At 62.5% G+C, this 24,903-nt stretch carries 22 protein-coding genes; 11 read left to right on the top strand and 11 right to left on the bottom strand.

The features are described from left to right. Nucleotides 1-230 precede the first annotated feature (230 nt). The 3 genes from FJV83_RS14170 to FJV83_RS14160 all read left to right on the top strand — a co-directional run bounded on the left by FJV83_RS14170 (nucleotide 231) and on the right by FJV83_RS14160 (nucleotide 3,174). Nucleotides 231-1,028, top strand: coding sequence for an ABC transporter substrate-binding protein (locus FJV83_RS14170; RefSeq protein WP_142886205.1), 798 nt, complete (start codon nucleotides 231-233; stop codon nucleotides 1,026-1,028). A gap of 148 nt (nucleotides 1,029-1,176) precedes the next feature. Next, nucleotides 1,177-1,851: an amino acid ABC transporter permease gene (locus tag FJV83_RS14165; protein WP_095771748.1), complete on the top strand. Its 675-nt coding sequence runs from the start codon at nucleotides 1,177-1,179 to the stop codon at nucleotides 1,849-1,851. 48 nt (nucleotides 1,852-1,899) lie between these two features. Beyond that, a complete protein-coding gene (locus FJV83_RS14160) occupies nucleotides 1,900-3,174 on the top strand; it encodes a cysteine desulfurase-like protein (protein WP_142886204.1) in 1,275 nt (424 codons plus the stop codon). A gap of 121 nt (nucleotides 3,175-3,295) precedes the next feature. Here FJV83_RS14160 and FJV83_RS14155 read toward each other — a convergent pair whose 3' ends face one another. The 6 genes from FJV83_RS14155 to FJV83_RS36965 all read right to left on the bottom strand — a co-directional run bounded on the left by FJV83_RS14155 (nucleotide 3,296) and on the right by FJV83_RS36965 (nucleotide 9,325). Continuing rightward, complete coding sequence (locus tag FJV83_RS14155; RefSeq protein ID WP_095771746.1) at nucleotides 3,296-4,126, bottom strand: dipeptide ABC transporter ATP-binding protein; 831 nt, start codon at nucleotides 4,124-4,126, stop codon at nucleotides 3,296-3,298. Next, on the bottom strand, nucleotides 4,123-4,974 hold the full coding sequence (locus FJV83_RS14150; RefSeq protein WP_095771745.1) for an ABC transporter ATP-binding protein: 852 nt from the start codon (nucleotides 4,972-4,974) through the stop codon (nucleotides 4,123-4,125). The genes FJV83_RS14155 and FJV83_RS14150 overlap by 4 nt, the downstream gene beginning before the upstream one ends. Beyond that, complete coding sequence (locus FJV83_RS14145; RefSeq protein WP_245437747.1) at nucleotides 4,974-5,858, bottom strand: ABC transporter permease subunit; 885 nt, start codon at nucleotides 5,856-5,858, stop codon at nucleotides 4,974-4,976. Before FJV83_RS14145 ends, FJV83_RS14150 begins: the two co-directional genes overlap by 1 nt. Nucleotides 5,859-5,884: 26 nt before the next feature. Further along, nucleotides 5,885-6,892 carry an ABC transporter permease subunit gene (locus FJV83_RS14140; RefSeq protein WP_095771743.1) on the bottom strand — a complete coding sequence of 336 codons (1,008 nt, stop codon included), beginning with the start codon at nucleotides 6,890-6,892 and terminating at the stop codon, nucleotides 5,885-5,887. A gap of 45 nt (nucleotides 6,893-6,937) precedes the next feature. Beyond that, nucleotides 6,938-8,536 carry an ABC transporter substrate-binding protein gene (locus FJV83_RS14135; RefSeq protein ID WP_038651939.1) on the bottom strand — a complete coding sequence of 533 codons (1,599 nt, stop codon included), beginning with the start codon at nucleotides 8,534-8,536 and terminating at the stop codon, nucleotides 6,938-6,940. Between the two features lie 399 nt (nucleotides 8,537-8,935). Next, the gene (locus FJV83_RS36965) at nucleotides 8,936-9,325 is read right to left on the bottom strand and encodes a hypothetical protein (protein WP_246691860.1); all 390 of its coding nucleotides are present in this window, start codon (nucleotides 9,323-9,325) and stop codon (nucleotides 8,936-8,938) included. Between the two features lie 4 nt (nucleotides 9,326-9,329). Between FJV83_RS36965 and FJV83_RS14130 the strand changes: the two genes are divergently transcribed. Both FJV83_RS14130 and FJV83_RS14125 read left to right on the top strand, forming a co-directional pair. Then, nucleotides 9,330-11,033, top strand: a complete 1,704-nt coding sequence (locus tag FJV83_RS14130) for a long-chain fatty acid--CoA ligase (protein ID WP_246691859.1) — start codon at nucleotides 9,330-9,332, stop codon at nucleotides 11,031-11,033. A gap of 16 nt (nucleotides 11,034-11,049) precedes the next feature. Next, nucleotides 11,050-11,877, top strand: a complete 828-nt coding sequence (locus tag FJV83_RS14125) for a methyltransferase (protein WP_185973402.1) — start codon at nucleotides 11,050-11,052, stop codon at nucleotides 11,875-11,877. Here FJV83_RS14125 and FJV83_RS14120 read toward each other — a convergent pair. Both FJV83_RS14120 and pgi read right to left on the bottom strand, forming a co-directional pair. Beyond that, on the bottom strand, nucleotides 11,861-12,583 hold the full coding sequence (locus tag FJV83_RS14120) for an HAD family hydrolase (RefSeq protein WP_095771741.1): 723 nt from the start codon (nucleotides 12,581-12,583) through the stop codon (nucleotides 11,861-11,863). The two genes, FJV83_RS14125 and FJV83_RS14120, sit on opposite strands and share 17 nt — an antisense overlap. Before the next feature lie 5 nt (nucleotides 12,584-12,588). Beyond that, entirely contained in the window at nucleotides 12,589-14,232 is a 1,644-nt protein-coding gene (gene pgi, locus FJV83_RS14115; protein ID WP_142886201.1) for a glucose-6-phosphate isomerase, read from the bottom strand. A 303-nt stretch (nucleotides 14,233-14,535) separates the two neighbouring features. On the opposite strand from pgi, the gene FJV83_RS14110 reads away from it, so the two are divergent. Together FJV83_RS14110 and FJV83_RS14105 are read left to right on the top strand one after the other, a co-directional pair. Continuing rightward, entirely contained in the window at nucleotides 14,536-16,029 is a 1,494-nt protein-coding gene (locus FJV83_RS14110) for a PLP-dependent aminotransferase family protein (RefSeq protein WP_010913204.1), read from the top strand. Nucleotides 16,030-16,222: 193 nt separating this feature from the next. Continuing rightward, nucleotides 16,223-17,812, top strand: coding sequence for a trimethylamine methyltransferase family protein (locus FJV83_RS14105; RefSeq protein ID WP_095791956.1), 1,590 nt, complete (start codon nucleotides 16,223-16,225; stop codon nucleotides 17,810-17,812). A 146-nt stretch (nucleotides 17,813-17,958) separates the two neighbouring features. On the opposite strand, the gene FJV83_RS14100 is transcribed toward FJV83_RS14105, so the two are convergent. From FJV83_RS14100 to FJV83_RS14090, 3 genes are all read right to left on the bottom strand, one after another. Beyond that, entirely contained in the window at nucleotides 17,959-18,357 is a 399-nt protein-coding gene (locus FJV83_RS14100) for a hypothetical protein (protein ID WP_142886200.1), read from the bottom strand. 102 nt (nucleotides 18,358-18,459) lie between these two features. Next, nucleotides 18,460-19,875: a chromate efflux transporter gene (gene chrA, locus FJV83_RS14095; protein ID WP_142886199.1), complete on the bottom strand. Its 1,416-nt coding sequence runs from the start codon at nucleotides 19,873-19,875 to the stop codon at nucleotides 18,460-18,462. A gap of 17 nt (nucleotides 19,876-19,892) precedes the next feature. Then, nucleotides 19,893-20,879: a chromate resistance protein ChrB domain-containing protein gene (locus FJV83_RS14090; RefSeq protein ID WP_185973401.1), complete on the bottom strand. Its 987-nt coding sequence runs from the start codon at nucleotides 20,877-20,879 to the stop codon at nucleotides 19,893-19,895. A 105-nt stretch (nucleotides 20,880-20,984) separates the two neighbouring features. Here FJV83_RS14090 and FJV83_RS14085 point away from each other — a divergent pair, with 105 nt between their 5' ends. The 4 genes from FJV83_RS14085 to FJV83_RS14070 all read left to right on the top strand — a co-directional run bounded on the left by FJV83_RS14085 (nucleotide 20,985) and on the right by FJV83_RS14070 (nucleotide 24,787). Beyond that, nucleotides 20,985-21,953 carry a Fe-Mn family superoxide dismutase gene (locus FJV83_RS14085; RefSeq protein WP_246691858.1) on the top strand — a complete coding sequence of 323 codons (969 nt, stop codon included), beginning with the start codon at nucleotides 20,985-20,987 and terminating at the stop codon, nucleotides 21,951-21,953. Further along, nucleotides 21,950-22,420, top strand: a complete 471-nt coding sequence (locus FJV83_RS14080; protein ID WP_142886198.1) for a chromate resistance protein ChrB domain-containing protein — start codon at nucleotides 21,950-21,952, stop codon at nucleotides 22,418-22,420. The genes FJV83_RS14085 and FJV83_RS14080 overlap by 4 nt, the downstream gene beginning before the upstream one ends. Nucleotides 22,421-22,686: 266 nt before the next feature. Next, nucleotides 22,687-23,943, top strand: a complete 1,257-nt coding sequence (locus FJV83_RS14075) for an MFS transporter (RefSeq protein ID WP_348645175.1) — start codon at nucleotides 22,687-22,689, stop codon at nucleotides 23,941-23,943. A gap of 376 nt (nucleotides 23,944-24,319) precedes the next feature. After that, nucleotides 24,320-24,787: a hypothetical protein gene (locus tag FJV83_RS14070; RefSeq protein ID WP_142886197.1), complete on the top strand. Its 468-nt coding sequence runs from the start codon at nucleotides 24,320-24,322 to the stop codon at nucleotides 24,785-24,787. Nucleotides 24,788-24,903 lie beyond the last annotated feature (116 nt).

Below are 24,903 nucleotides of genomic sequence, written 5' to 3'. Positions count from 1 at the left end.
GGGGTTCAGTCCTTGTCGTTCATGCTGCCCCAGTCATCATCCAGCGCGCGCTGTGCTTTCGACGGCGTGCGCTGCCAGATCCGCGATCCGCGTACAGAGACCATCGCCAACCACGCGCGCAGGTCGCTGCCATGAATTGACGCCCCGCTGGGAGGTGGGACGGCAAGAAACCGTGCGGGGCGAGCCCGCCCGATCAACAACCAGAGGGGATACCCCAGAGGGAACACCAAATGAACCTGACACGTCGCAATCTCATCCTGCTTGCCGCCGCCATCGGCATCGCCCCCGGCCCCGCCACGGCTTACGCCGCCGATGTGCTCAATGTCGGCGCCTATCCGACCAATCCGCCCTTCGAGTACAAGAACGAGAGCGGCACCTTCGAGGGCTTTGAAGTCGACATCGTCAACGAAGCCGCCAAGCGCATCGGCATGACCACCGATATCGCCGATCTCGGCTTCCAGGCGCTGTTCGCGGCCACCACGTCGAAGCGCATCGATGTCGCCATCTCGTCGATCACCATCACGGCCGAGCGGCTGAAGTCGCAGTCTTTCACCCAGCCCTACTATGATTCCGACATGGGCATTGCGACGAAGACCGACAGCGCTGTTAACACCGAAGCCGACCTCAAGGGCAAGATCGTCGGCGTGCTCTCCGGCTCGACCGGCGAGACCTGGGTCAAGGCTCATCAGGAAGCCGACGGCTTTAGCGATGTGAAGGGCTATGACACGCAGCAGAACCTGCTGCTCGACCTCAGCGCCGGCCGCGTCGACGCCGCCGTCAGCGACATTCCGGGCATGGAATACTCCTTCACCAAGATGAAGGATCTGAAGGTCAAGCAGCGCATCAAGACCGGTGAACAGTACGGGCTGATGATGACCAAGGACCACCCGCTGCTCGGCAAGCTCAACGACGCGCTGACCGCGATGAAGAAGGACGGCACGCTGGCCGCGATCCACAAGAAGTGGTTCGGCAGCGACGCGCCGGCCGATTCCTCGACCGTCAAGGAAATGCCGCTGCCGAAGGCCTGAGCGGAGATGCACTGAAATCGTGCCGGCTTTCCAGGCCGGCACGATTCATTTCACGCTTTCGCACTGCCGCGCGGACCGTCTCGCCATGGGCGAGGTCGATTGGTTTCAACTTTGAGCACCCCTTGCTCTGGGGTTCGGGAACGCTCCCATGTCGCTGATCGACACCTTCTTCAATCCCGACGTCATCATGGCCAGCCTGCCTGCGCTGCTGCGCGGCTTCCTGAACACGCTGCTGCTTGGCATTTTGAGCATCGGCATCGGCATCCCCATCGGCCTGCTGATCAGCCTGGTGCGGCTCTATGCGCCGAAGCCGCTGCGCTGGCTGGCGGTCGCCTACACCGACATTTTTCGCGCGCTGCCGGTGCTGGTGGTGCTGATCCTGATCTACTATGCCCTGCCCTTCCTCGGCATCCGCCTGTCGTCCTGGGCGTCCGCGGTGACGGCCTTCGCCTTCATCATGTCGGCCTATTCGGCGGAAGTGTTCCGCTCCGGCATAGAAAGCATTCCGAAAGGCCAGTTCGAGGCGTCGCAGGCGCTGGGCCTGCCGTTCCTCTTGACCTTGCGCAAGGTGGTGCTGCCGCAGGCGATCCGCGTCGTCATCCCGCCGATGACCAGCAATTGCGTCTCGATGTTCAAGGACACCTCGCTCGCCTCCACCGTGGCGCTGCCGGAACTCCTGAAGGAAGCGACCAACGCGCAGTCGCTTTACGCCAATCCCTCGCCGCTGATCGGCGCCGCACTGGTCTATCTCATCTTCCTCTGGCCGATGGTGCGCCTCGTCAGCCTGCTTGAAGACCGCTTCAAGACCGAGAAGGCGCGCTGACCTCGCCAACCGTTCTCCACCCGCCAAATTCTTCGCAGGAGCCTGCCCGTGAACAAGCACCAAACCGACAACGCGAACGCCGCAGCGTTCCCCGTCGACACCATCCGCGCCATGTTTCCCGCCCTGCAGCGGGCCGGCGATTTCATCTTCATGGACAATGCCGCCGGCGCGCAGATCCCGCAGAGCGTGCTCGACGCGGTGACCAACCATCTGGTTTCGCACAATGTACAGCGCGGCGGCCGCTATGGCCGCAGCGTCACCGTCGACCAATCCGTCACCGAAGCCCGGACAAGCGTGGCGCTGCTGATCAACGCCTATAGCCCAGCGGAAATCTGCTTCGGCATGAACGCCACCTCGTTCATCCGCCTCGTCAGCCTCGGCATCGGCCAGATGCTCTCGGAACGCGACGAGATCGTCATCACCGACATGGACCATGACGCCAACATCGCCACCTGGCTGGCACTGGAATCCGCCGGCGCCAAGTTCAAATGGTGGCGCATGCGCGAGGACGGCAATCTGCATGTCGACGATCTCAAGCCGCTGGTTTCCGACCGAACCCGCCTCGTCGCCTGCACGGTCACCGCGCACTCGATCGGCTCGATCGTCGACGTCGCCTCGGTCGCCAGGATCGCGCATGCGGCCGGCGCCGAAGTGTTCCTCGACTGCGTGCACTACGGTCCGCACGGGCTGATCGACGTGCAGGCCTGGGATTGCGACTATCTCGTCTGCTCCGGCTACAAGAATTTCTCGCCGCATATGGGTTTTCTCTGGGGCCGCTTCGATACGCTCAAGCGGCTGCCGACTTTTCGCGAGGACTTCATCCCCGACGAGCCGCCCTACAAGGTCGAGGCCGGCACCTTCATCTACGAGAACGTCTCGGGCATGGATGCGGCCGTGCGGTATCTGGAACTGATCGGCCGCAATCTGGCCCCCTCCAACAACCGCTCGCGGCGCGAAAACATCGTCGCCGGCATGGGCGCCATCCGCGACTACGAACTGCTTTTGGCGCGCGAGATGCTTGCCGTGCTGAAGGGCTGCGGCGCGACGATCTATGGCGTCGCCGACGAGGCCCGCATCAATGAGCGCGTGCCGACCTTCTGCTTCAACATCGGCAAGCTCTCACCGCAACGGATCGTCGAGGAGATGGCCGAGATGCAGATCGGCATCCGCGACGGGCACATGTACGCGCCGCGACTGATGAAGCGCCTCAATTTGTCGATGGACAGCGGCGCCATCCGCGCCTCGCTGGTGCACTACAACACGGTCGAGGAAGTGCACAAATTCGGCGAGGCGCTGCGCGCGATTATCGCCAGGCTGTCTTGAGCCTGGACCTTTGGTCCGACCCTTGCATGGGAGTCGGTTGCGGTTCCTCGACGTCGTCATCCTATGGCGAAGCAGGAGCGAAGCGACGCGGCGCAGACCATAGGATGACGAAATCCGAGGTTCAGGCGGCCTTCTTCTTCGCCAACCTGGCCTTGATGCTCGCCACGTCGGCGCGCGGCGTCGCGGCGAACAGCGTCTTGGTGTAGCTGTGCTTGGGGTCGGCGAAGACCTCGTCGCGCGGGCCGTATTCGACCGCTTCGCCGAAATACATCACCATCACGTCGTCGGCGATGTAGCGCACGACCGACAAATCATGGCTGATGAAGACATAAGTCAGCTGGAACTCGTCCTGCAGGTCGGCGAGCAGGTTGAGCACCTGCGCCTGCACCGAAAGGTCGAGCGCCGAGACCGGCTCGTCCAGCACCAGCAGGCTCGGATTGAGCATCAGTGCGCGGGCGATGGCGATGCGCTGGCGCTGGCCGCCTGAGAACATATGCGGGTAGCGGTTGTAGTGTTCGGGGCCAAGGCCGACCTTCTTCAGCATCTTCATTGCGAGGTCGCGCCGTTCCTCGGCCGGCTTGTTGGTGTTGATGAGCAGCGGTTCCCCCAGCACGTCGCCGATCTTCTGGCGCGGGTTGAGCGAGCCGTACGGGTTCTGGAAGACGATCTGCACCTTGCGGCGCATCTCCTTGGTCAATCCGCTCCTGGCGATGTCGACCTTGTTGCCGTCGATGAACAGCTCCCCCGAAGTCGCCGGATCGATCAGCGTGATGATGCGGGCGAGCGTCGACTTGCCACAGCCGCTTTCACCGACGATGGCCAGCGTCTTGCCCTTGTCGACGCTGAACGAGACACCCTTAACCGCATGCACGGTGCGCTGCGCGCGAAACAGCCCGCCGCCGACATGGTAGTCGCGCACGATATTCTTGCCTTCGACGACCTTGACGCTCATGCGGCGGCTCCCGAGGGCGCCGGCTCGAACAGCATGTCGGAGACGGTCGGCAGCCGGTCGCCCACCGCGTTCTCCGGCAGCGCCGACAAAAGCGCGCGGGTGTAATTGCTCTTCGGCTGCTCAAACAGCGACAGCACGTCGGCCTCTTCCATCTTGCGGCCCTTGTACTGGACGATGACGCGGTCGGCGGTCTCGGCCACCACGCCCATATTGTGGGTGATCATGATCAGGCCCATGCCGTATTTGGCCTGCAGAGAGACCAGGAGATCGAGGATCTGCTTCTGGATGGTGACGTCGAGCGCGGTAGTCGGCTCGTCGGCAATCAAAAGCTTCGGATTGCAGGCGATGGCAATGGCGATCATGACGCGCTGGCATTGGCCGCCCGACATCTGGTGCGGGAACGAGTTCAGCCGTTCCGCCGGCTCGGCAATGCCGACCTGGGTGAGGAGTTCGATGGCGCGCTCCCGGCGCTGCGCACCGTCCATGCCCATATGGAAACGCAGCACCTCCTCGATCTGGAAGCCGACGGTGAAGCAGGGATTGAGGCTGGCCATCGGCTCCTGGAAGATCATCGACATGTCCTTGCCGACGATCTTGCGCCGCTCGGCAGGGCTCAGCTTCAGAAGATCGCGGCCATTGAAGCTCATGCGGTCGGCCGTGACCTTGGCGGTCCATGGCAAGAGGCCCATCACCGCGAGCATCGAGACCGACTTGCCGGAACCGGATTCGCCGACGATCGCCAGCACTTCGCGCTCGTCGACATGCAAGGAAACGCCATCGACCGCCCGGAACATACCTGATGCGGTCTGGAATTCGACGACGAGGTTCTGGATGTCCAGCAGGGCCATCACGACCTCCTCAATTTCGGATCGAGCGCATCGCGCAGACCGTCGCCGATCAGATTGATGGCAAGCACGGTGATCAGGATCGCCAGACCAGGAAAGGTCACCACCCACCAGGCGCGCAGGATGAATTCACGCGCCGAGGCGAGCATCGTGCCCCATTCGGGCGTCGGCGGCTGGGCACCGAGGCCGAGGAAGCCGAGGGCGGCCGCTTCGAGGATGGCGTTGGAAAAAGACAAGGTGCCCTGGACGATCAGCGGTCCCAGGCAATTGGGCAGGATGGTGCGAAGCATCAGCCTGAGATGCCCGGCGCCGGCGACCTTCGCCGCCACGACATATTCGCGGCTCTTCTCGGCCATCACCGCGGCGCGCACCAGCCGCGCGAAATGCGGCTGCAGCACGAGCGCGATGGCCAGCATCGCATTGAACAGGCCGGGACCGAGGATGGTGACCATCACCAGCGCCAGCAACAGCGACGGGAAGGCCAGGATAAGATCCATGACGCGCATGATCGCCACGTCGACCCAGCCGCGGAAATAACCGGCCAGCAGGCCAAGCGTGATGCCGCCGATGAGCGCCAGCGAGACCACGACCGCGCCGATCAGCAGCGAGAAGCGCGCGCCGTAGAGCAGGCGTGAAAGGATGTCGCGCCCAACCGGATCGGTGCCGAGCAGATATTGCGAGCTGCCGCCTGCCTGCCATGCAGGCGGCCGCAAGAATGCGGTCTTGTCCTGGATGTCTGGCGCGTAGGGGGCCAGCAGCGGCGCAAAGAGCGCCGCCAGCACCAAAAGGAGGAAGACGAACAGGCCTATAACGGCGCCCCGGTTCACCGAGAAATAAAACCAGAAGGTCCTGAGACCGGTGAGGCGATCCGGGTTGCCGGCGGCCATCGGGGCGATTTCGGTCGACTGGCTCATCACGCCGCCCTTATGCGTGGGTTGATAACGGCATAGAGCACGTCGACGATCAGATTCACGGCCATGACGATAAGCGCGATCAAAAGCAGGCCAGACTGCACGACGACATAATCGCGCTTGGATATGGATTCGACCATCCACCTGCCGATGCCGGGCCATGAGAAGATCGTTTCGGTAAGGATGGCACCGGCGAGCAGCGTACTAACCTGCAGGCCGATGGTGGTGACCACCGGGATGAGTGCGTTGCGCAGGGCATGCACGCCGATGACCCGGGCCGACGAGAGCCCTTTGGCTCGGGCCGTCCGCACATAGTCCTCGCCCAGCACTTCGAGCATGGCGGAGCGCGTCTGGCGCGCTATCACAGCCAGCGGAATGGTGCCGAGCACAATCGTCGGCAGCACCAGATGGCGCAATACCGAGCGAAATGCAGCCCATTTGCCGTAGAGCAAGGTGTCGATGGTCATGAAGCCGGTGATCGGCTTGAAGAAGTACTGCAGGTCGATGCGGCCGTTAACCGGCGTCCAGCCGAGGTAACCGGAGAAGAAGATGATCAGCAGCAGGCCCCACCAGAAGATCGGCATGGAATAGCCGACGAGCGCGGTGCCCATCAGCGACTGATCGAACCAGGAGCCGCGCTTGACCGCCGCGAAGATGCCGGCCGGAATGCCCAGTACCATGGCGAAGATCATGGCAAAGAACGACAGTTCCAGCGTCGCCGGGAAGAGCGTCTTGAACTCTTCGAGCACCGGGCGCTTGGACGAAATCGAGACGCCGAAATCGCCGGTCACGACCTCACCGACATAGCGTGTGTATTGCTGCCAGATCGGCAGATTGTAGCCGAACTGCTCCTTGAGCTCTTCATAACGCGCCGGCGCCACGCCGTGTTCACCGGCCATGGCAAGAATAGGATCGCCGGGCAGCAGCCTGACGAAGGCGAAGGCGCAGATCGTGATGCCGACAAGCGTCGGGATCAAAAGTGCAATTCGGTGGAGGATGTATTTTAGCATGATGTAGGGGGGCGGCGCTTCATTGCGCCCCCCCGCTCTATAGTCTTATTCGGCCTTGTCAACGCCGTCGAAGCGGTGAATGCCGAGCGGATCCATCTTGAAACCGCTGACATTGTTGCGCACGACCGCATAGACTTGGCTATGGACCAGCAGGAAGGCGGGCGCTTCCTTGGCGAAGATCACCTGCGCCTGCTCGTAGAGCTTGGTGCGCTCGGCCTGGTCGCTGGTCTTCTTGGCCTTCTGGATCAGATCCTCGAAGTCCTTGTCGCACCAGCTCGAGTAGTTCGACACGCCGATGGCGGAGCAGGCGAACAGGGTGGCGAAGAAGTTGTCCGGATCGCCATTGTCGCCGGTCCAGCCGATCTGGAAAGCGCCTGGACGGTCCTTCTTCTTGCCTTCCGAGCGATACTTGGTCCACTCGTAGTTGACGATCTCCGCCTTGACGCCGACCTTGGCCCAGTCGGCCTGGATCAGTTCGGCAGCGCGCTGGAAGTTCGGGTTGTACGGGCGAACGCGGTCGGATGCCCAGAGCTGGATTTCCTTCAGGCCGGCGTCGGCCAGCACCTTCTTGGCCGCTTCCGGATTGTAGGCGTCGGTCTTCACATCCTTGTTCCACGACCACATGGTCGGCGGGATCAGGTTTTCGGCAGGCGTGGCGCCGGCATCCTGGAACAGCGACTTGATCAGCGATTCCCGATCGATCGCCTGGTTGAGCGCATGGCGCACCTCAGGCTTGTCGAGCGGCGGGATGGTGGTGTTGTAGCTCATATAGCCGATGTTCAGGCCGGCCTGGTCCATCAGGGTCACGTCCTTGTTGGCCTTGATGGTGGCGATGTCGGCCGGGTTCGGATAGGGCGCGATGTCGCATTCCCCGGCGAGCACCTTCTGGGTGCGGGCGGTGGCGTCAGGCGTAATGGCGAAGACGAGATCGTCGATCTTTTCCTTGCCCTTGAAATAATCCGGGTGGGCCGCGTAGCGGATGACCGAATCCAGCTGGTAGTCGACGAACTGGAACGGACCTGTGCCGATCGGCTTGGTCGAGAAATCGGCCATCTTGCCGGACTTCTCCAGTTGGTCGGCATATTCCTTCGACACGATCGAGGCGAAGTCCATGCCAAGGTTGGCCAGCATCGGCGCGTTCGGCTCAGTCAGCGTCAGCTTGACGGTCAGGTCGTCGACCTTTTCCCACTTGGCGACGTATTTCGGCATGTCCATGCCGGTGTAATAGTCCCAGGTCAGGTTCGGCAGATACTTGTCGCCGTTCCAGGGGTTCGCCTTGTTGAACTGGCGATCAAAGGAGAAAACGACGTCGTCGGCGTTGAGGTCACGCGTCGGCTTGAAATAGTCGGTGGTCTGGAACTTGACGCCCGGATGCAGGTGGAAAGTGTAGACCAGGCCGTCGTCGGAAATCTCCCACTTGTCGGCAAGGCCGGGCTCGACTTCGGTGCCGCCATGCTTGAATTCGACCAGACGCGAATAGACGGTACGCGACGAGGCATCGAAGTCGTTGCCGCCGGTCGTGGTACCCGGATCAAAATTGGCAGGCGACGCTTCCGAGCAATAGACGAGCGTCTTTGCATTGGCCATGCCGCTGAGAACGCTTGCGGCCAGCAAAGCGGCCGCAAAAGCGAGTTTCTTTTTCATTGAGCACTCCCTGATGTTCTTCCAAGCCCCTCTAGCAGGCTCGCGAAGCGCGCATATAAGCACCGTTTTTCCGGCTTTGGAACACCCCGTTTGCTTACCCCTCGGGAAGCAGGAAAAAAATCCGCCATTTTGCTAAATGGCAGAAAAAATTAGCAGTTTTTTCCACTCACGAGATTATTAACGACCGCATTTTTTTATTGATCTGACATATGGCGACATGGACGCCGCGTCCGCCCTCATCCGGTCATCGATGCGGAAAGATACCGGTTCCAGGGTCGCCAGCGGGAAAGATTTTCGACGGCAAATCTTTCGGCGCCTTGCCGCTAGGGCAAGACTTGCACCGCCGCCGATAGAGGCAATACATAGATGGATATGCTGGCGGCACGGAGGACGTCTCTGTCAATTCGGAGGCGGGCGCGGCATAGGCGACCGAAACGGGCGAACAGGAATTGTCGAGGAGGAACGGGTGGCAAAAGCATCAAAGGCGCCGGTGAAGGCGTCGGCAAAGGCAGCCTCGAAACCAGCCGCCGCCGCCGCTGGCCAAGGTAAAGCCGGTGCCAAGACCTCGACCGCCAGCACAGGCGCAAAACCTGCCAAGACGGCACAGGCGGCCACCGCCAAGGCCGTTGCGAAGCCGGCGGCAAAAGCCGCCCCGGCAAAGACCTCAGCGACGAAAACTTCGCCGACGAAGACTCCAGCAAAGGCTTCTCCCGCAAAGGCTGGGGTAACAAAGGCCGCATCGCCAGCAAAGGCAGCGCCGCCAGCGAAACCGGCGACGGCTGCCGCCAAGCGGTTGCCGAAGGCGCTCACGGAACTTGCCGCCGGCCTGCCGGAAAAGCCGTGGCTCAAGAGCTATCCAAAGAACGTGGCGGCCGAGATAGGTGCGTTGCCCTACAGTTCGATCGGCGATTTCCTGGTCGCCGCCTGCAAGCAGTTTTCCGCCCAGCCGGCCTTCACCTGCATGGACAAATCCATCAGCTATGCCGATGTCGAGCAGTTGTCGGCGGCCTTCGGTGCCTATCTGCAATCGAAGGGGCTGCAAAAGGGTGCGCGCGTCGCCATCATGATGCCTAACGTTCTGCAATATCCGGTGGCGATGATGGGCATCCTGCGCGCCGGCTATGTCGTGGTAAACATCAATCCGCTTTACACGCCGCGCGAGCTGGAGCACCAGCTCAAGGATTCCGGCGCGCAAGCCATCGTCATTTTGGAAAACTTCGCCAACACCTTGCAGGCGGTAACCGCCAGGACCGCGGTCAAGCATGTCGTGGTGGCGGCCATGGGCGACATGCTTGGCGGCCTCAAGGGCACGATCGTCAACTTCGTCGTGCGCCGCGTGAAGAAGATGGTGCCGGCATGGTCGCTGCCCGGGCATGTCAAGTTCAACGCGGCGATGAAGGCCGGCGCCGGCCTTGGCTTCAAGCCGGCCAAGGTCGCGGCCGACGATGTCGCCTTCCTGCAGTATACGGGCGGCACCACGGGCGTGTCGAAAGGCGCCACGCTGCTGCACCGCAACGTGCTTTCCAATGTCGTGCAGAACGCGCAGTGGATGGAAGACGCCTATACGATCAAGCCGAAGCCCGCGCACCCGAACTTCATCTGCGCGCTGCCGCTCTATCATATCTTCGCGCTGACGGTGAACGCGCTGATGGGCATGCAGCAAGGCGCTCGCAACGTGCTCATTCCCAATCCGCGCGATATTCCGGGCTTCGTCAAGGAACTCCAGAAGTATCCGGTCCACATCTTTCCCGGCCTCAACACGCTGTTCAACGCGCTGCTCAACAATGAGGACTTCCGCAAACTCGACTTCAAGCCGCTCGTGCTGACGCTGGGCGGCGGCATGGCGGTGCAGAAGGGCGTCGCCGAACGCTGGAAGGCGTTGACCGGCTGCCCTGTCACTGAAGGCTACGGCCTCTCGGAAACCTCGCCGGTGGCGACGGCCAACAAGTTCAGTTCCGGCGACTTCACCGGCACGATCGGCCTGCCGCTGCCGTCGACGGAAATCGCTATTCGCGACGATGACGGCAACAATTTGCCGCTCGGCGAAGTCGGCGAGATCTGCATCAGGGGACCGCAGGTGATGGCGGGCTACTGGAACCGGCCCGACGAGACCGCCAAGGTGATGACCAAGGACGGCTACTTCAAGTCCGGCGACATGGGCTTCATGGACGAGCGCGGCTACACCAAGATCGTCGACCGCAAAAAGGATATGATCCTGGTCTCGGGCTTCAACGTCTATCCGAACGAACTCGAAGAGGTCGTGGCCATGCATCCGGGCGTGCTCGAAGTCGCGGCGATCGGCGTACCGGACGAGCATTCGGGAGAAGTGCCGAAGCTGTTCATCGTCAAGAAGGATCCGGCCCTGACCGTGGAAGCCATCACCGCTTTTTGCCGCGAGAACCTGACCGGCTACAAGCGGCCCAAATATGTCGAGTTCAGGACTGAATTGCCGAAGACGCCAGTCGGCAAGATCCTGCGGCGGGCTCTGCGCGCCTGATGCACATCACCCAAAAGTGACCTCGGTTTTGGGAGAACGACATGCACCAAAACAAAGAGCTGAAGCGCAGCGCGCTTTAGCGGGGGGCCGTCCCTCCGGCGACGAGGGGGGACCGGGCAAGGATTTGCCAAGCCGCCGCCCGCGCCTCGACCCGGCGGAATTCATCAAGGCGAACATGCGCCTTGTGCCGGTGCCCAGGCTTGCCGAAATCCGGCTCTACACCGCCCACCCCGGCAGCGGGTTGAGACGGCTCGTCGATGCTGAAGACGATGCTGAGGCGGACGACGACGCGCCAGAGCCGCAACCGCCCTACTGGGCCTATGCATGGGCCGGCGGCGCGGTGCTGGCGCGCCACATCCTCGACAATCCGATGACCGTGGCGGGCCGTCGCGTGCTGGACCTTGGCGCGGGTTCGGGCATTGTCGGCATTGCCGCCGCCACGGCCGGCGCAAGCGAGGTGATCGCCGCCGAGATCGACCGCAACGGCGTTGCCGCCATCGGCCTCAACGCGGAAGCCAACGGCGTCGAGATCAGGATCGTCCACCAGGATATCATCACGGGTCCGCCGCCGGCTGTCGACCTCGTGCTTGCCGGCGACGTGTTCTACGGCCACGAGGTCGCCCTGCGGGTTACCCCGTTCCTCGATCGCTGCCTGGAAGCCGGTATCGAGGTGCTGGTCGGCGATCCCCGTCGCCATGACCTGCCGCTGTCCCGGCTGCGACTGCTCGCCGAATATCAGGTGCCGGATTTCGGCGACGCAAAAGACGCCGCGCTGAAACCGAGCGGCGTCTTTCGTTTCGACACCGCGCCTGCGCTGGCGGGAGCGATCAAACCGTCTCCTTGACCCGCGTCGACAGGAAGTCCGGCAGGTCGGCTACAGAATCGAGGACGACGTCGGCAATGCCGGCCAGCGATTCGCGCGTGCCGGTGCCGGACAGCACGCCCACCGCCAGGCCGCAGCCGCCGGCGCGCGCCATTTCGAGATCGTGGCGGTTGTCGCCGACCATGGCGATCTCCGCCGACTTCAGGCCGGTGAGGTCGCAAAAGGCCTGGATGGTGTCGGGCGCGGGTTTGGGATTGGCCACCGCGTCGTAGCCATAGGCGGCGTCGAACAGTTGGGCGACGCCCAGCGTGACCAAGGTCTTTTCCGCGCCGCTGGTGGAATCGTTGGTGGCGACGCCAAGCCGGTAGGATCTTTTGTGCAGCACCGCCAAGGTATCGACGATGCCCGGCAGCGCCACCGCCATCGTCGAACCCTGCACCGAGGTGATCTCGTTGAAGCGCGCGACGGCCAGCATCTGGTCTTCGTCGGACAGACGCGGGAACCACAGCTCGACGACATCCATGTTGGTGCCCGAGGCAAAGATCGAATCGGGCTTGAAGCGCCTGTTGGCGAAATCGAAGCCGGCGGCCGCAAGCAGCCTGTCGGCCTTCCAGCGGTCGCCATCGGCGGCATCCATGGCCATGAAATCGGCGACGCCGAGCCAGGTCGCGTTGAAGTCGACAAGTGTCCCGTCCTTGTCGAACAATATACCCTTGATGTCTGCCAAATCAGTCACTCCGAACCGCGCAATTGGTGGATGCGTTCCACAAGGCCCCTGGTCGAGGCGTCCCGGTTTGCGGCGCTTTCCTTGCCTTCCACGACAGGCAGCAGGCCGGTCGCCAGCTCCTTGCCGAGCTCGACGCCCCACTGGTCGAAGGAATTGATATTGAACAGCGTGCCCTCGACGAAGACGCGGTGCTCGTAGAGCGCGATCAGCCGGCCGAAGGTGCGCGGGTCGAGCTTGCGATAGAGGATGGTCACCGAAGGCCGGTTGCCGGAGAAGACACGGTGCGGCGCTATCTTGTCGACGTCTGCGGGCTTCATGCCCTTGGCCAGCATCTGCGCGCGCGCCTCGTCCAGCGTGCGGCCCTTCATCAGCGCTTCCGACTGCGCCAGGCAATTGGCGAGCAGAAGATCATGCTGGTGCTTCAGCTCCGGCTCATGGCCGACGGCCGCGGCAAGGAACTCGACCGGGATGAAGTCGGTGCCCTGGTGCAGGAGCTGGAAGAAGGCGTGCTGGCCATTGGTGCCCGGCTCGCCCCAGACCAACGGCCCGGTCGGCGTCGGCACCGGTGTGCCTTCAAGGGTGACGCCCTTGCCGTTCGATTCCATATCGAGCTGCTGCAGATAGGCCGGCAGCCGGGACAAGCGCTGGTCATAGGGGATGACCGCGCGGGCCGGATAGCCGCAGATCACGCGATGCCACCAGCCGACCAGCCCCAGAAGCGCCGGCAGGTTCCCGGCGAGCGGGGCGGTGCGGAAATGCTCGTCCATCTCGTGCGCTCCCTCGAGGAAGGCGCGGAAATTCCGCGGACCGACGGCGATCATGACGGGCAGGCCGATCGCGCCCCAGACCGAATAGCGGCCGCCGACCCAGTCCCAAAAACCGAAGACGCGGTCCTGCTCGATGCCGAACTTGGCCACCAGGTCGAGCGCCGTCGAAACAGCGGCGAAATGCTTGCCGACCGCCTGCTTGCCGAGCGCCTTCTGCACCCAGTCGCGTGCCGTCTGCGCGTTGGTCATCGTCTCGACCGTGGTGAAGGTCTTGGAGGCGACGATGAACAGCGTGGTTTCGGCCTTCAGGCCCTTCAGCGTGTCATGGATATGGGCGCCGTCGATGTTGGAGACATAATGCGCGCGCGGCCCGTCATGATATGGCGCCAGCGCCAGCGTCGCCATGGCCGGGCCGAGGTCGGAGCCGCCAATGCCGATGTTGACGATGTCGGTGATCTTCTTGCCGGTGGCGCCTAGCGCCTTGCCGGAGCGGATGGCATCGGCGAAGGCGCCCATCGCGTCGAGCACGGAAATGACGTCGGCCTTGACGTCCTGGCCGTCGACCGTGACGCCCTTGCCGCTGAGATTGCGCAGCGCCGTGTGCAGCACGGCACGGTCCTCGGTGATGTTGATCTTCTTGCCGGCGAACATGGCGGCGCGGCGGCCCTCGAGATCGGCAGCAGCGGCGAGCTTCTCCAGCAAGTCCATCGTGACGGCATCGACGGCGCATTTCGACCAGTCGAGCAAAAGGTCGCCGTCGGTGGCTGAGAATGTCTGGAAACGCCGTGGATCGTCGGCGAAGGCCTGGCGCATGCTGGCAGGCGCCGCGGTGCGATGATCGCGCAAGGCGGCGAGCTGTTTCTGGAAGGCTGACTTATCCAATGGCGGGGAGCTCCTGGCGTTTTTCGACGTACTTTATCAGACCGGGTGTTTCCGGCGCGTGTCGTCGCGACAAACCTATTGAGCCGAATTCCGTGCGGTCAATACGCGGCGATGCCGCATCGCATCACGATGCGATGACACAATGTGTCGATCCGGGCGGCCACAGGGCTCCATTTCGGCTGAAGGATCACTGGCATAAATCCCAAAGATCAGAAAAATTGATTGGCGCAACCCCTTGTGCCACCCATACACTCGACTGGTCCAGCCAAATGAAAATGGCTGGCCATCCGAGGAAGATTTCCCATGCCACAGCGCAACGACACGGCCATATGGTCCGGCCTGTTCCGGATTTCGGCCGAATCCGGCCAAACCCTGCAGGCGCAGATCCGCCAGGCCATCGTGGCCGCCATTCTCGACCGTCAGATCGCCGCTTCGATGCCGCTTCCCTCCTGCCGCATCCTGGCTGAGAAGCTGGGCGTCGCACGCGGGACGGTGGTTCTGGCCTTCCAGCAGCTCGTCGACCAGGGGTTCCTGGTGGCGCGCGAGCGGCGCGGCCATTTCGTCAATCCCGACGTGCTGGCAACACCGGCCAAGCCGCACCAGAAGGCGCCCGACCAGGCCAATGAGATCGACTGGAAGGCACGCCGGCAGATCGCCGCCAGCGATATGCCGCCGCCGGCCAAGCACGAGAACTGGATCAAGTCGTCCTATCCCTTCGTCTATGGCCAGTTCGACCCGGCGCTGTTCCCGACCGCCGAATGGCGCGAGTGCAACCGCATGGCGCTGGCGGTGCTCGAAATCCGCAACTGGGCGTCGGACATGGTCGACCGCGACGATCCGCTGCTGATCGAGCAGATCCAGGCGCGGCTCCTGCCCAGGCGCGGCATCTTCGCCAATCCCGACGAGATCATCGTCACGCTGGGCGCCCAGAACGCGCTCTACATGCTGGCTTCGCTGCTGATGACCAAGGGCTCGAAGGTGGCGATGGAAGACCCCGGCTACCCCGACGCACGCTCGATCTTCCGGCTTGCAGGCGCCGACATCCAGCCGGTGCCGGTCGACCAATCCGGCATCGTAACTTCTTCTATCCCCAACGATTCCGGCTTCGTCTTCGTCACGCCCAGCCATCATTGCCCGACCATGGTGCCGTTGTCGGCCGAGCGGCGGCAGGATCTTCTGGCGCGCGCCAACCGGCACAACCAGATCATCATCGAGGACGGCTACGACAGCCAGCTTCTCGACGAGGCGCCACAGCAGGCGCTGAAGAGCCTCGATCGGTCGGGCCGCGTCGTCTATGTCGGCTCGATGTCCAAGACGCTGGCTCCGGGCCTGCGGCTCGGCTATATCGTGGCCTCTGCTGGACTAATCTCGGAGCTGAGGGCACTGCGCCGCTTCATGCTGCGCCATCCGCCGGCCAACAACCAGCGTGCCGTGGCGCTCTTCCTGTCGCTCGGCCATCACGAGGCGTTGGTACGGCGTCTGTCGAGCGCCTTCGACGAGCGGCGCAAGCGTCTGGTCCATGCGATTTCCGCTTTCCTGCCGGAATGGCGCTCGACCGACTCGGCCGGCGGCACGTCGCTCTGGCTCGAAGGCCCGCGCGGCACCGATTCCCGCGGTTTGGCCGAGGCCGCGGCCTCGCGCAGCGTCATCATCGAGCCGGGAGACCGCTTCTTCGACCGCACCGAAAAGCCTTCGCGTTTCATGCGGTTGGGCATTTCCTCGATCGCGCTGCAGCACATCGAGCCAGGCATCCGGGAACTGGCCACCGCCGCCGGACGCAGGCCCGCCGCCGCCTGATCCACTTATCCGATCCTTTGACCGGGGCCGCCCAATCGTGGCCCCCGTTTCCTTTAGCGTTGGCATATGCAACCAGACCAGCTGGCTCATGGTCTGGGCCAATGCCGGCGGCATAGTCGTGGCACAAAGGGGAAGAAGCAGCCGATGGTGGACCAACCGCCGCCCTGTTTCCGAGAAAAGGTGGAGTGCCTCCATGTCAGTGGTTCTTGAAAAGCAGGAAGCGGCGGCGGATCAGCGCTCGCGCCGCTCCGGTGGACGCGAAGCGCGCCGCGCGATGCGGGCAGCGCCGCTCGCCGACGACATCAGGCCGGTGCGCGCCGGCCTCGAGGGCGGCAGCTACGGACCGTTGCGCGGCAACGACCAGGAGCGCATCCACGAGGCGGTGCTGACGCTGCTGGAGACGGTCGGTTTCGCCAATGCCATCCCCTCTTGCATCGAGGCGCTGACCAAGGCCGGCGCCACCTATGGCGATGACGGCCGTATCCGTTTCCCGCGCGCTCTGGTGCTCGATACCATCAAAAAAGCGGCACGCAATTTCACCTTGCACGGCCAGGATCCGAAACACGACATGGTGATCCAGGGCAAGCGCGTGCACTACGGCACGGCCGGCGCCGCCGTGCATCTGGTCGATGTCGAGAAGCGCGAATACCGCGAATCGCTGCTGCAGGACATCTATGATGCCGCCCGCATCGTCGACGGGCTCGACAACATCCATTTCTTCCAGCGGCCGATGGTGCCGCGCGACATTCCCGATCCGCTCGAAATGGACTTCAACACGCTCTATGCCTGCGTGACGGGTACGTCCAAGCATGTCGGCACCTCGTTCACGGTGCGCGAGAACGTGCAGCCGGCGCTGGAAATGCTCTATGCCATTGCCGGCGGCGAGGAGAATTTCCGCGCCCGGCCGTTCGTGTCGAACTCCAACTGCTTTGTCGTGCCGCCGATGAAATTCGCCGAGGACGCCTGCGGCGTGCTCGAGGCCTGCGTCGAAGGCGGCATCCCGATCCTGCTTTTGTCGGCCGGCCAGGCCGGTGCAACCGCTCCGGCGGCGATTGCCGGTGCCGTGGTGCAGGCCGTGGCCGAAGTGCTGGCCGGCCTGGTCTATGTCAACACCATCAAACCGGGGCATCCGGCAATCTTCGGCACCTGGCCGTTCGTGTCGGACCTGCGGACCGGCGCCATGTCGGGCGGCTCGGCCGAACAGGCGGTGCTGACCGCGGCCTGCGCGCAGATGGCGCAGTTCTACGACCTGCCGGGCGGTTCGGCCGCCGGCATGACAGATTCGAAACTGCCCGACATTCAGTCCGGCTACGAAAAGGGCATCACCGACGTGATGGCCGGCCTTGCCGGGCTCAACCTCGTCTATGAATCTGCCGGCATGCATGCCTCGTTGCTCGGCTTCTGCCTGGAAAGCCTGATCATCGACAATGACATGCTCGGCCATTGCCTGCGCTGCGTGCGCGGCATCGAGGTGACCGACGAAGCGCTGTCGATCGATACCATCGCCGAAGTCTGCCTGAATGGGCCGGGCCACTATCTCGGCAACGAGCAGACGCTGCGGCTGATGCAGACGGAGTATTTCTACCCGGCCGTCGGCGACCGGTTTTCGCCGAAGGAATGGAACGAGAAGGGCCGTCCCGACATATTGCAGCGCGCGATCATCGAGAAGAAGCGCATCCTGGCCGAGCGTTTCCCGCGCCACGTCGCAAAACTGCTCGACGACAAACTGCGCGCCCGCTTCGGCGACATGATCAAGCTGCCGCGCGCCAATATGGGTGGATAGCCGGTTTGCTGACCGGCATCACCGCCTGAACATCAATGCCCTAGAGCGTTTCACCGTTTCATGGAAACGGCGAACCGCTCTAACTCTTTGTTTTGACGCAATTCCGGACGGAAAACCGCTCACACTTTTCCTGGAATTGCTCTAGGCTAGTCGGCGCCCAGCCCGTAGCGCTCGACGACCTCTGCATTGATCAGCTTGGCGTGCAGGGCCATCAGCACGATCTGGGCGTCGAAACTGTCGCCGGCTTCCACCGCGGCCTCGATCCGGCGTTCGACGTCCTGCCGCTGCTGCAAGCCATGCGCGCCTTCGAAGGTTTCCGTACCGGCGATGCAATAGCTGAACAGCCGCGCCACGTCCGGATAGGCCTGTGGCGGCGGCTCGTCGGGCCAGCGATCCTTCATCAGATTGACGATTGTGAGCTTCACGCCCTCCGGCACGAGGGCGGGATGCAGGTCGGCGCCACGCAATGCCGCGTCGAGCTGCCTCAGGTCGCCCGAGCGGCCGAAAATGCCGAGAAAGCCGAGGGAAGAGCGCCGTGCCGTCATGATCATCCAATCCGTTTCCAACCACTTAGGTGGTTGGCCAAAGGAATACAAAGTCAGCGAACGGCACGAGCCAAACTTACGGCGCAGTTGAGATCGCTCCGCCTATATCGCGCCGGTGGCGAAGCCATAGAGCACCCCGAGCACCGAGCAGACTGCCAACACCGGCAGCATGCCAACCTTGAAGCGGAATACGGCCAGCAATGCGCCAATCGTCAGGACCAGCGAGGGGATGTTGATTGAACTCAGCACCGGCACGTCGACGTTCATGCCGAATCCTTGCCTTTCATGCAGCTCGCGAAACAGCACGTGGAGCCCAAACCACACCGCCAGGTTCAGGATCACCCCGACGACAGCAGCGGTGATCGTCGCGAGCGCGGCGGACAAAGCCTTGTTGCTTCGCAAGTTCTCGATGTAGGGGGCGCCGAGAAAGATCCAGAGAAAGCACGGCGTAAAGGTGACCCATGTCGTCAACAGCCCACCCAGGGTCCCGGCAACGAGCGGATGAAGCGTGCCAGGCGCGCGAAACGCACCCATGAAACCGACGAACTGCGTGACCATGATCAACGGGCCAGGCGTGGTCTCGGCCATGCCGAGACCATCGAGCATCTCGCCAGGCTTGAGCCAGCCATAGGTCGTTACGGCCTGCTGCGCGACATAGGCGAGCACCGCATAGGCGCCACCGAAGGTCACCACTGCCATTTTCGAAAAGAAGATGGCTATGTCGGTAAAGACATTCCCGGGCCCGAACAAGGCCAACAGGCCGAGGACGGGCGTGAACCATAGCACCAGAAACACGGCGGCGATTTTGAGCGACCAGCCGAGGGTCAGCCTCGCATGAGCCGGTGTGTCTTCGCCCAGAGCCGTATCGGCATCGGCAACCTGCTTGCCGCCGACCTTGCCATGCCCGTTGCCGGCCATGAACGGCGCCAATCCGGCCCGACCGCCGATATACCCAATCACTGCGGCTGTGAGGATGATCAGCGGGAATGGCAGGCGGAAGAAGAAGATCGCGACAAAGGCGGCGGCGGCCAGCGCTACCATGACGTTGTTCCTGAGGGCCCGCTTGCCGATCCGCACCACAGCCTCAAGCACGATGGCCAGCACGGCGGCTTTCAATCCGAAGAACAGAGCCTGGACCGCGCCGACATTGCCGAAGATGGCATAGATCCAGCTCAGTGCCATGATGGCGACGACGCCCGGCAGCACGAACAGGATACCAGCGACGAGCCCGCCTTTGGTCTTGTGCAGCAGCCAGCCGATATAGATCGCGAGTTGCTGAGCCTCGGGGCCTGGCAGCAGCATGCAGTAGTTCAGCGCATGCAGGAACCGCGTCTCGCCGATCCAGCGTTTCTCCTCGACGAGGATACGGTGCATCACTGCAATCTGCCCCGCCGGGCCGCCAAAGCTCAGTGCCGCGACCCGCGCCCAAACGCGGACGGCTTCGCCGAACGGAATGCCATGAGCCGGCGTTCCGGAAGGTCCTGCCGGCGTCGCCTTGATGCTCTCGGCCTTGTTCATCGGCTCGTCCCCGTTTGTTACCCGCGCTTGTTGCGGAAATATTGATAGAGATTGTCGAAGACGGGAGCGCCCTGGGCGACGCGTTGCTCGTCATCCTGATTGGCCATGGCGATCCCAGCGATCAGACTGGCAATGCCTGTTGCCTCTTCGCGTGCGAACTTGGCGTCCTTCAGATCGATATCGTGGACGATCTCCCCGATCGCCTGCAGTGCAGGATCAGTGAGACCCGCGCGAGCCAGTAACACTTCGAAGCTGCAACGATCACCCTCGTGCGTGAACTCGCCTTCGAACATGTCGAAACGCAGCTCCCCCGGGTTCGGGACGTAACCTTTGCCCGACACGAAACGGATCGCAGCCGCTGGATCGATGAATCGACTGATCAGCCAACTGCAGGCTATGCGATCGACGTAGACACCTTCGCGCGTGACCCAGGTCCGCCCCTTGAGATCGGCAAGCGTCCCTGCATCGGTCTTGGCCGGCCCTTCGGTCATTTTCTTGTCCTCCGTCAGTTGGGCCTCCACTCCCGCAATCAGGCCCTCCACCGGCAGGCGACTATTGGCGCCGAAGAAATCGATGGTGACGACATCCTTGAGCCTCTTGCGCAGGCGGCCAATCTGCGTCCGTGCCTCGGCCCGTTCCTCCAGCGTGATGGCCGTTTCGAGCTTCGCGGCAAGCGATCTGGTATCCCTGGCAATCTCCTCGTAGTCGGCATCTCTCGCGGTATCGAACAGCGCCCGTGCCTGAGGATCCGACAGACCATCTACAAGGCGCGCTTCGCAGACCATGGCCTCGCCGCCGCCCTCGACGATCTCTTTCAGAAGCCATTCGAAATCCTCTTGCGTCTCGGCATTCGAGGGCAGCGCGTAGACCGTGCTCTTTACGGCCACCGCCCCAATACCTTGCAGTCGCCGCCAGATCTTGACCCTGAAATAAGCCGGCTTGCTGGGCAGCTGGTGGATCAGGAGCAGCCAACGCTGCTCCGCTGATATTCCGCCTTCATTCATAGGGATACCGTATCATCAGATATCGAAAAAGCAACACTTGTATCATTTTAGATTCGGGCGTAGCGTTCGCCTCCTCACTGACATTGCGTGCCGCCGAGCGAGGATATGATGCAGCACCAGATCATGCCGTTGCCCTTCAAGCCGCCCCGTCTTGACGGGCTTTCTGAACGGCTATTGGCAAGTCACTACGAAAACAATTACGGCGGCGCGGTCCGGCGCCTGAACGCAATCGAGAGTCGCCTCGATGGGCTCGATTGGGGAGCGGCGCCGGTATTCGACATCAACGGGTTGAAACGGGAGGAGTTGGTCGCGGCCAACTCGGCGATCCTGCATGAGATCTATTTCGACGGCCTTGGCGGTTCGGGAGATGCGGCAGGCGATCTGGCCGCCACCTTGGAGCGCGACTTTGGCAGCGTTGCTGCCTGGCGCACCCAGTTCACGGCTTGCGCCAAGGCTCAAGCCGGCGGCTCGGGCTGGACGCTGCTCACCTGGTCCGAACGCCATGGCCGGCTGACGATCCAATGGGCTGCGGATCACACCAACTGTCTGGCTGGCGGTATGCCAATCCTGGCGCTCGACATGTACGAGCATGCCTATCATCTCGATTTCGGCGGCAGGGCGGGCGCCTATGTCGACGCCTTCATGAAGAACATCCATTGGGGGCGAGTCGGCGAGCGCTACGGGCGCATGACCAGGAAGCAAGGCGGCGCGACCAATGCCGCTGCAAACGATCATGTAGTCGCCCCGGAGGATTTGCGCGGCTGTATCGAGCGCTATGAGGATATCGTCGTGCTTGACGTCTGCCTCGCCGAAGATTTGGCGAAACGCAGCGACATGCTGCCAGGCGCGTTGATCCGCGCTCCAGAGACGATTGCCGATTGGGCCGGCGAGCTACCCAAGGACAAACCGATCGTCGTCTACTGCGTCTATGGCTTCCAGGTCAGTGGCGATGCCGTCGCCGAACTTCGCCGTCGCGGCTTCAATGCACTGACGCTCTCCGGCGGCATCGCCGCTTGGCACGCCATAGGCGCGCCAACGGTCCCGCTCACTCACCAAAGGGAGATAAAGTCATGAAATGGGTCACGCGCGAACGTCCGGTTATCGATCGCATTGCCTGTCCCTGGCTGATTGCCCGCTTCATCGACAAGGAATCGGAATTTCTGTTCGTACCACCCGCCGAAGTGATGCGGGTTGCCAAGGAGACCGGGGCAACACCCTACGATGTGCCAGGCGTCGAATTCACGCATGTTGGCGAAGGCTGCAGCTTCGACACGTTCGTTTCGAAATACGGCCTGGATCGCGATGCTGCGATCGTTGGGATCGCCGCGATCGTGCGCGGCGCCGACACTGATCGACATGACCTCACCCCACAATCGGCTGGACTGCTGGCGATTTCCATGGGTTTGCGGGACGTGACGCCCGATGACCATGAGGTGCTGAAGCACGGCTTTGTCATCTACGACGCGCTCTACGCCTGGGCCTCACGGCGCAAGTCAGAGACGCATAGCTGGCCGCCAGCAACGAAGCCGACTGCGGCTTAAGGAGGCCGCCCCGGAAGCCTGCGAGTTGAAACTCTGCTTGTGGGTCGGAATGAGGCGGAGTTCGCGACCTATCGTCATCGGGGGGCAACAACCCGGAGAACGTCATGTGCGTAGGACCAAGTCGATGTCAGGAAGAGTTGAGGGGCCTTGCTGCATATCCGCCTTTTGACCGAGCGTTATGCGCCAGCCGGGGTCCCTCGACTGGCCGGGCCGCTGCTCGGTGGACAGCGATGACAGGCGATATTCTTTGTCCCTGAAGGGATCGCTTGACCAGCGGGGAGTTATTAGTGGTCACAGGTCTTCGCGAAACCAACGAGCAGAGCAAAACCGGGGAGCGGACGCCGACGGTCTACCTTTATGCCGCACGCGCGCTCCGCGACTTCGGGGACGGGTTCGTGGCCGTGCTGTTGCCGGTCTACCTGGCGATGCTCGGGCTTGGCGCATTCGAGATCGGGGTGGTCGCCACGCTTGCCCTCCTGGGATCAGCCTTGATCACTCTTGGTATCGGGTTTCTTGGTGTCCGAACCAATCTACGTCGATTGTTGATTGGAGCGGCGGCCTTGATGACCGCGACCGGCCTCTTATTCGCCTCTTCCAGCACGACGGCTGTTGTTATGCTGGTCGCCTTCGTTGGAACGATCAATCCGTCCGCGGGCAGCGTCAGCATTTTTGTACCGCTCGAACATGCGGTTCTTGCAGGTTTGGTGTCGGACAAAACCCGCACGAGGATGTTTGCGCGCTACGGCCTTATCGGGGCACTCGCGGCAGCGGCAGGTGCACTCGCTTCGGCCAGTCCCGATCTTCTGAGCGATTTCGGAGTGACGCGCCTCGCGGCCCTCAGAGCAATGTTCGCATTTTACGCGCTTCTCGGCGTCGCGGGCGGCCTGCTCTATCTGCGCGTTCCCGTCGAAACGAAGAAGATGGAAGGCAAGCCGGCGGCTGCGCTCGAGCAGTCTCGCGGTATCGTCTACAAGATGGCGGCCTTGTTCAGCATCGACGCTTTTGCCGGAGGGTTTGCCGTGCAGTCGCTTGTCGCTCTCTGGCTGTTCGACAAGTTCGGGCTCTCACTTTCGGCCGCGGGATTGTTCTTCTTCTGCACTGGACTACTTTCCGCGTTCTCGCTGCCGGCGGCGGCGCGACTGTCCGAGCGCTTCGGCCTCATCAACACCATGGTGTTCACGCATGCCCCTTCGAGCGTTTGCCTGATCCTGGCGGCGATCGTGCCAAATCTCCAGCTGGCGCTTGCGCTGCTGCTGACACGCGCCGCGCTCTCCCAAATGGATGTGCCGACGCGATCCTCCTACGTGATGGCAGTCGTCACACCACCGGAACGGCCGGCGGCCGCAAGCGTGACCTCAGTTCCGAGAAGCCTCGCGGCGGCCGCGGGTCCAGCCATCGCCGGCGCGCTGTTCGAAGCCGGCTACGAGGCATGGCCTTTGATCATCTGCGGCGTCCTCAAGATCATCTATGATTTTGCCCTGCTTTGGAGCCTTCGGCACATCAAGCCGCCGGAGGAGCAGTAAGACAAATGCTCGAAATGTGCTGGAAGACGGGTAGTGCATCAGTTTGAAATTGGCGGGTATTGAATATGTCTCATCCCGGCCGTATTCCATTCGTAACATCCGGGGACGACAATGGCGGGAATAGGCTGCGTCGCATTGGTGGTGCGGCCCGCCTTTTTGTTGCCCCGAAGCACATTCGCGACAACCTGATTTTTCTAGCAAAAGTCCACACGGAATCCTGGTCGATTTGTCGCAATCCCCGCCTAAGTTGTGTGGAGAGGGCAATTATCCCTAGCTTAGCGGAGCGGGACGGAGCAGCTTATGATGGCTGTCTAGCCTTCTGGACACTAAGTCCTGTGTGTCGCATCCTCTTCTTGGGAGAAGGGGACGGCTTGCAATGACCAGCGGATTCAAAGCTATCCCAGTTTACACTGCTAAGGATTATCCTCTTATCCGCAAGCTTGCCGGCGCCGATGACATGCCGGCGACTTGGGAAGAGTGGCATACGGAATTTGAAGCTTCCAAGGCGGAGAGACCCCATCGACGCGACTTCACCCACGCCAAAGTCCTCGTCAGGCCCGGCAAATTCAAAGCGTGGCTAGACGAAAACTCACTCTCGGCCTCGGAACATGCGAGACATCTCTACGCTCAGGAGCGCCTGGATTCAAAGCGGGCAAGGGAGGAAGGGCGCCGCGAGTTGGAGCAAATGCTAATCGTCTCACAACGGCAACTGCTATCCTATTATCGGCCGCCACGGCCACGCGTGGCGTACCACAAGCCCGTCCCCAAAGGCCCGATCGGCTTGATCTATGCGGCCATAGCCGGTTTGTACCTCGCGTGGCTGGCTCATCATTGGCTTGGTTGATGCACTACCGGACGACGACAGCGATATCCGGTCTCAGCACGGCATCCGGCAAGCAATCATCAGCCTTTTCCAGTGAGGGGCTAAGACAATCCAACCTCAAGCCATCAGCGACGGCT

Origin of the sequence: Mesorhizobium sp. WSM4307 (assembly GCF_007003945.1) — a bacterium.
Lineage (GTDB): Bacteria > Pseudomonadota > Alphaproteobacteria > Rhizobiales > Rhizobiaceae > Mesorhizobium.
The sequence above is the reverse complement of the archived record's forward strand: the minus strand, read 5'-3'. Positions and strand labels throughout refer to the sequence as shown.

Bases quoted from the DNA above. Each gene is read 5' to 3' on its own strand.
- FJV83_RS14170 (WP_142886205.1), top strand. From the start codon at position 231: ATGAACCTGACACGTCGCAATCTCATCCTGCTTGCCGCCGCCATCGGC.
- FJV83_RS14165 (WP_095771748.1), top strand. From the start codon at position 1,177: ATGTCGCTGATCGACACCTTCTTCAATCCCGACGTCATCATGGCCAGC.
- FJV83_RS14155 (WP_095771746.1), bottom strand. From the start codon at position 4,126: ATGAGCGTCAAGGTCGTCGAAGGCAAGAATATCGTGCGCGACTACCAT.
- FJV83_RS14150 (WP_095771745.1), bottom strand. From the start codon at position 4,974: ATGGCCCTGCTGGACATCCAGAACCTCGTCGTCGAATTCCAGACCGCA.
- FJV83_RS14145 (WP_245437747.1), bottom strand. From the start codon at position 5,858: ATGGCCGCCGGCAACCCGGATCGCCTCACCGGTCTCAGGACCTTCTGG.
- FJV83_RS14140 (WP_095771743.1), bottom strand. From the start codon at position 6,892: ATGCTAAAATACATCCTCCACCGAATTGCACTTTTGATCCCGACGCTT.
- FJV83_RS14135 (WP_038651939.1), bottom strand. From the start codon at position 8,536: ATGAAAAAGAAACTCGCTTTTGCGGCCGCTTTGCTGGCCGCAAGCGTT.
- FJV83_RS14110 (WP_010913204.1), top strand. From the start codon at position 14,536: ATGCCACAGCGCAACGACACGGCCATATGGTCCGGCCTGTTCCGGATT.
- FJV83_RS14105 (WP_095791956.1), top strand. From the start codon at position 16,223: ATGTCAGTGGTTCTTGAAAAGCAGGAAGCGGCGGCGGATCAGCGCTCG.
- FJV83_RS14100 (WP_142886200.1), bottom strand. From the start codon at position 18,357: ATGACGGCACGGCGCTCTTCCCTCGGCTTTCTCGGCATTTTCGGCCGC.
- chrA (WP_142886199.1), bottom strand. From the start codon at position 19,875: ATGAACAAGGCCGAGAGCATCAAGGCGACGCCGGCAGGACCTTCCGGA.
- FJV83_RS14090 (WP_185973401.1), bottom strand. From the start codon at position 20,879: ATGAATGAAGGCGGAATATCAGCGGAGCAGCGTTGGCTGCTCCTGATC.
- FJV83_RS14085 (WP_246691858.1), top strand. From the start codon at position 20,985: ATGATGCAGCACCAGATCATGCCGTTGCCCTTCAAGCCGCCCCGTCTT.
- FJV83_RS14080 (WP_142886198.1), top strand. From the start codon at position 21,950: ATGAAATGGGTCACGCGCGAACGTCCGGTTATCGATCGCATTGCCTGT.
- FJV83_RS14070 (WP_142886197.1), top strand. From the start codon at position 24,320: ATGACCAGCGGATTCAAAGCTATCCCAGTTTACACTGCTAAGGATTAT.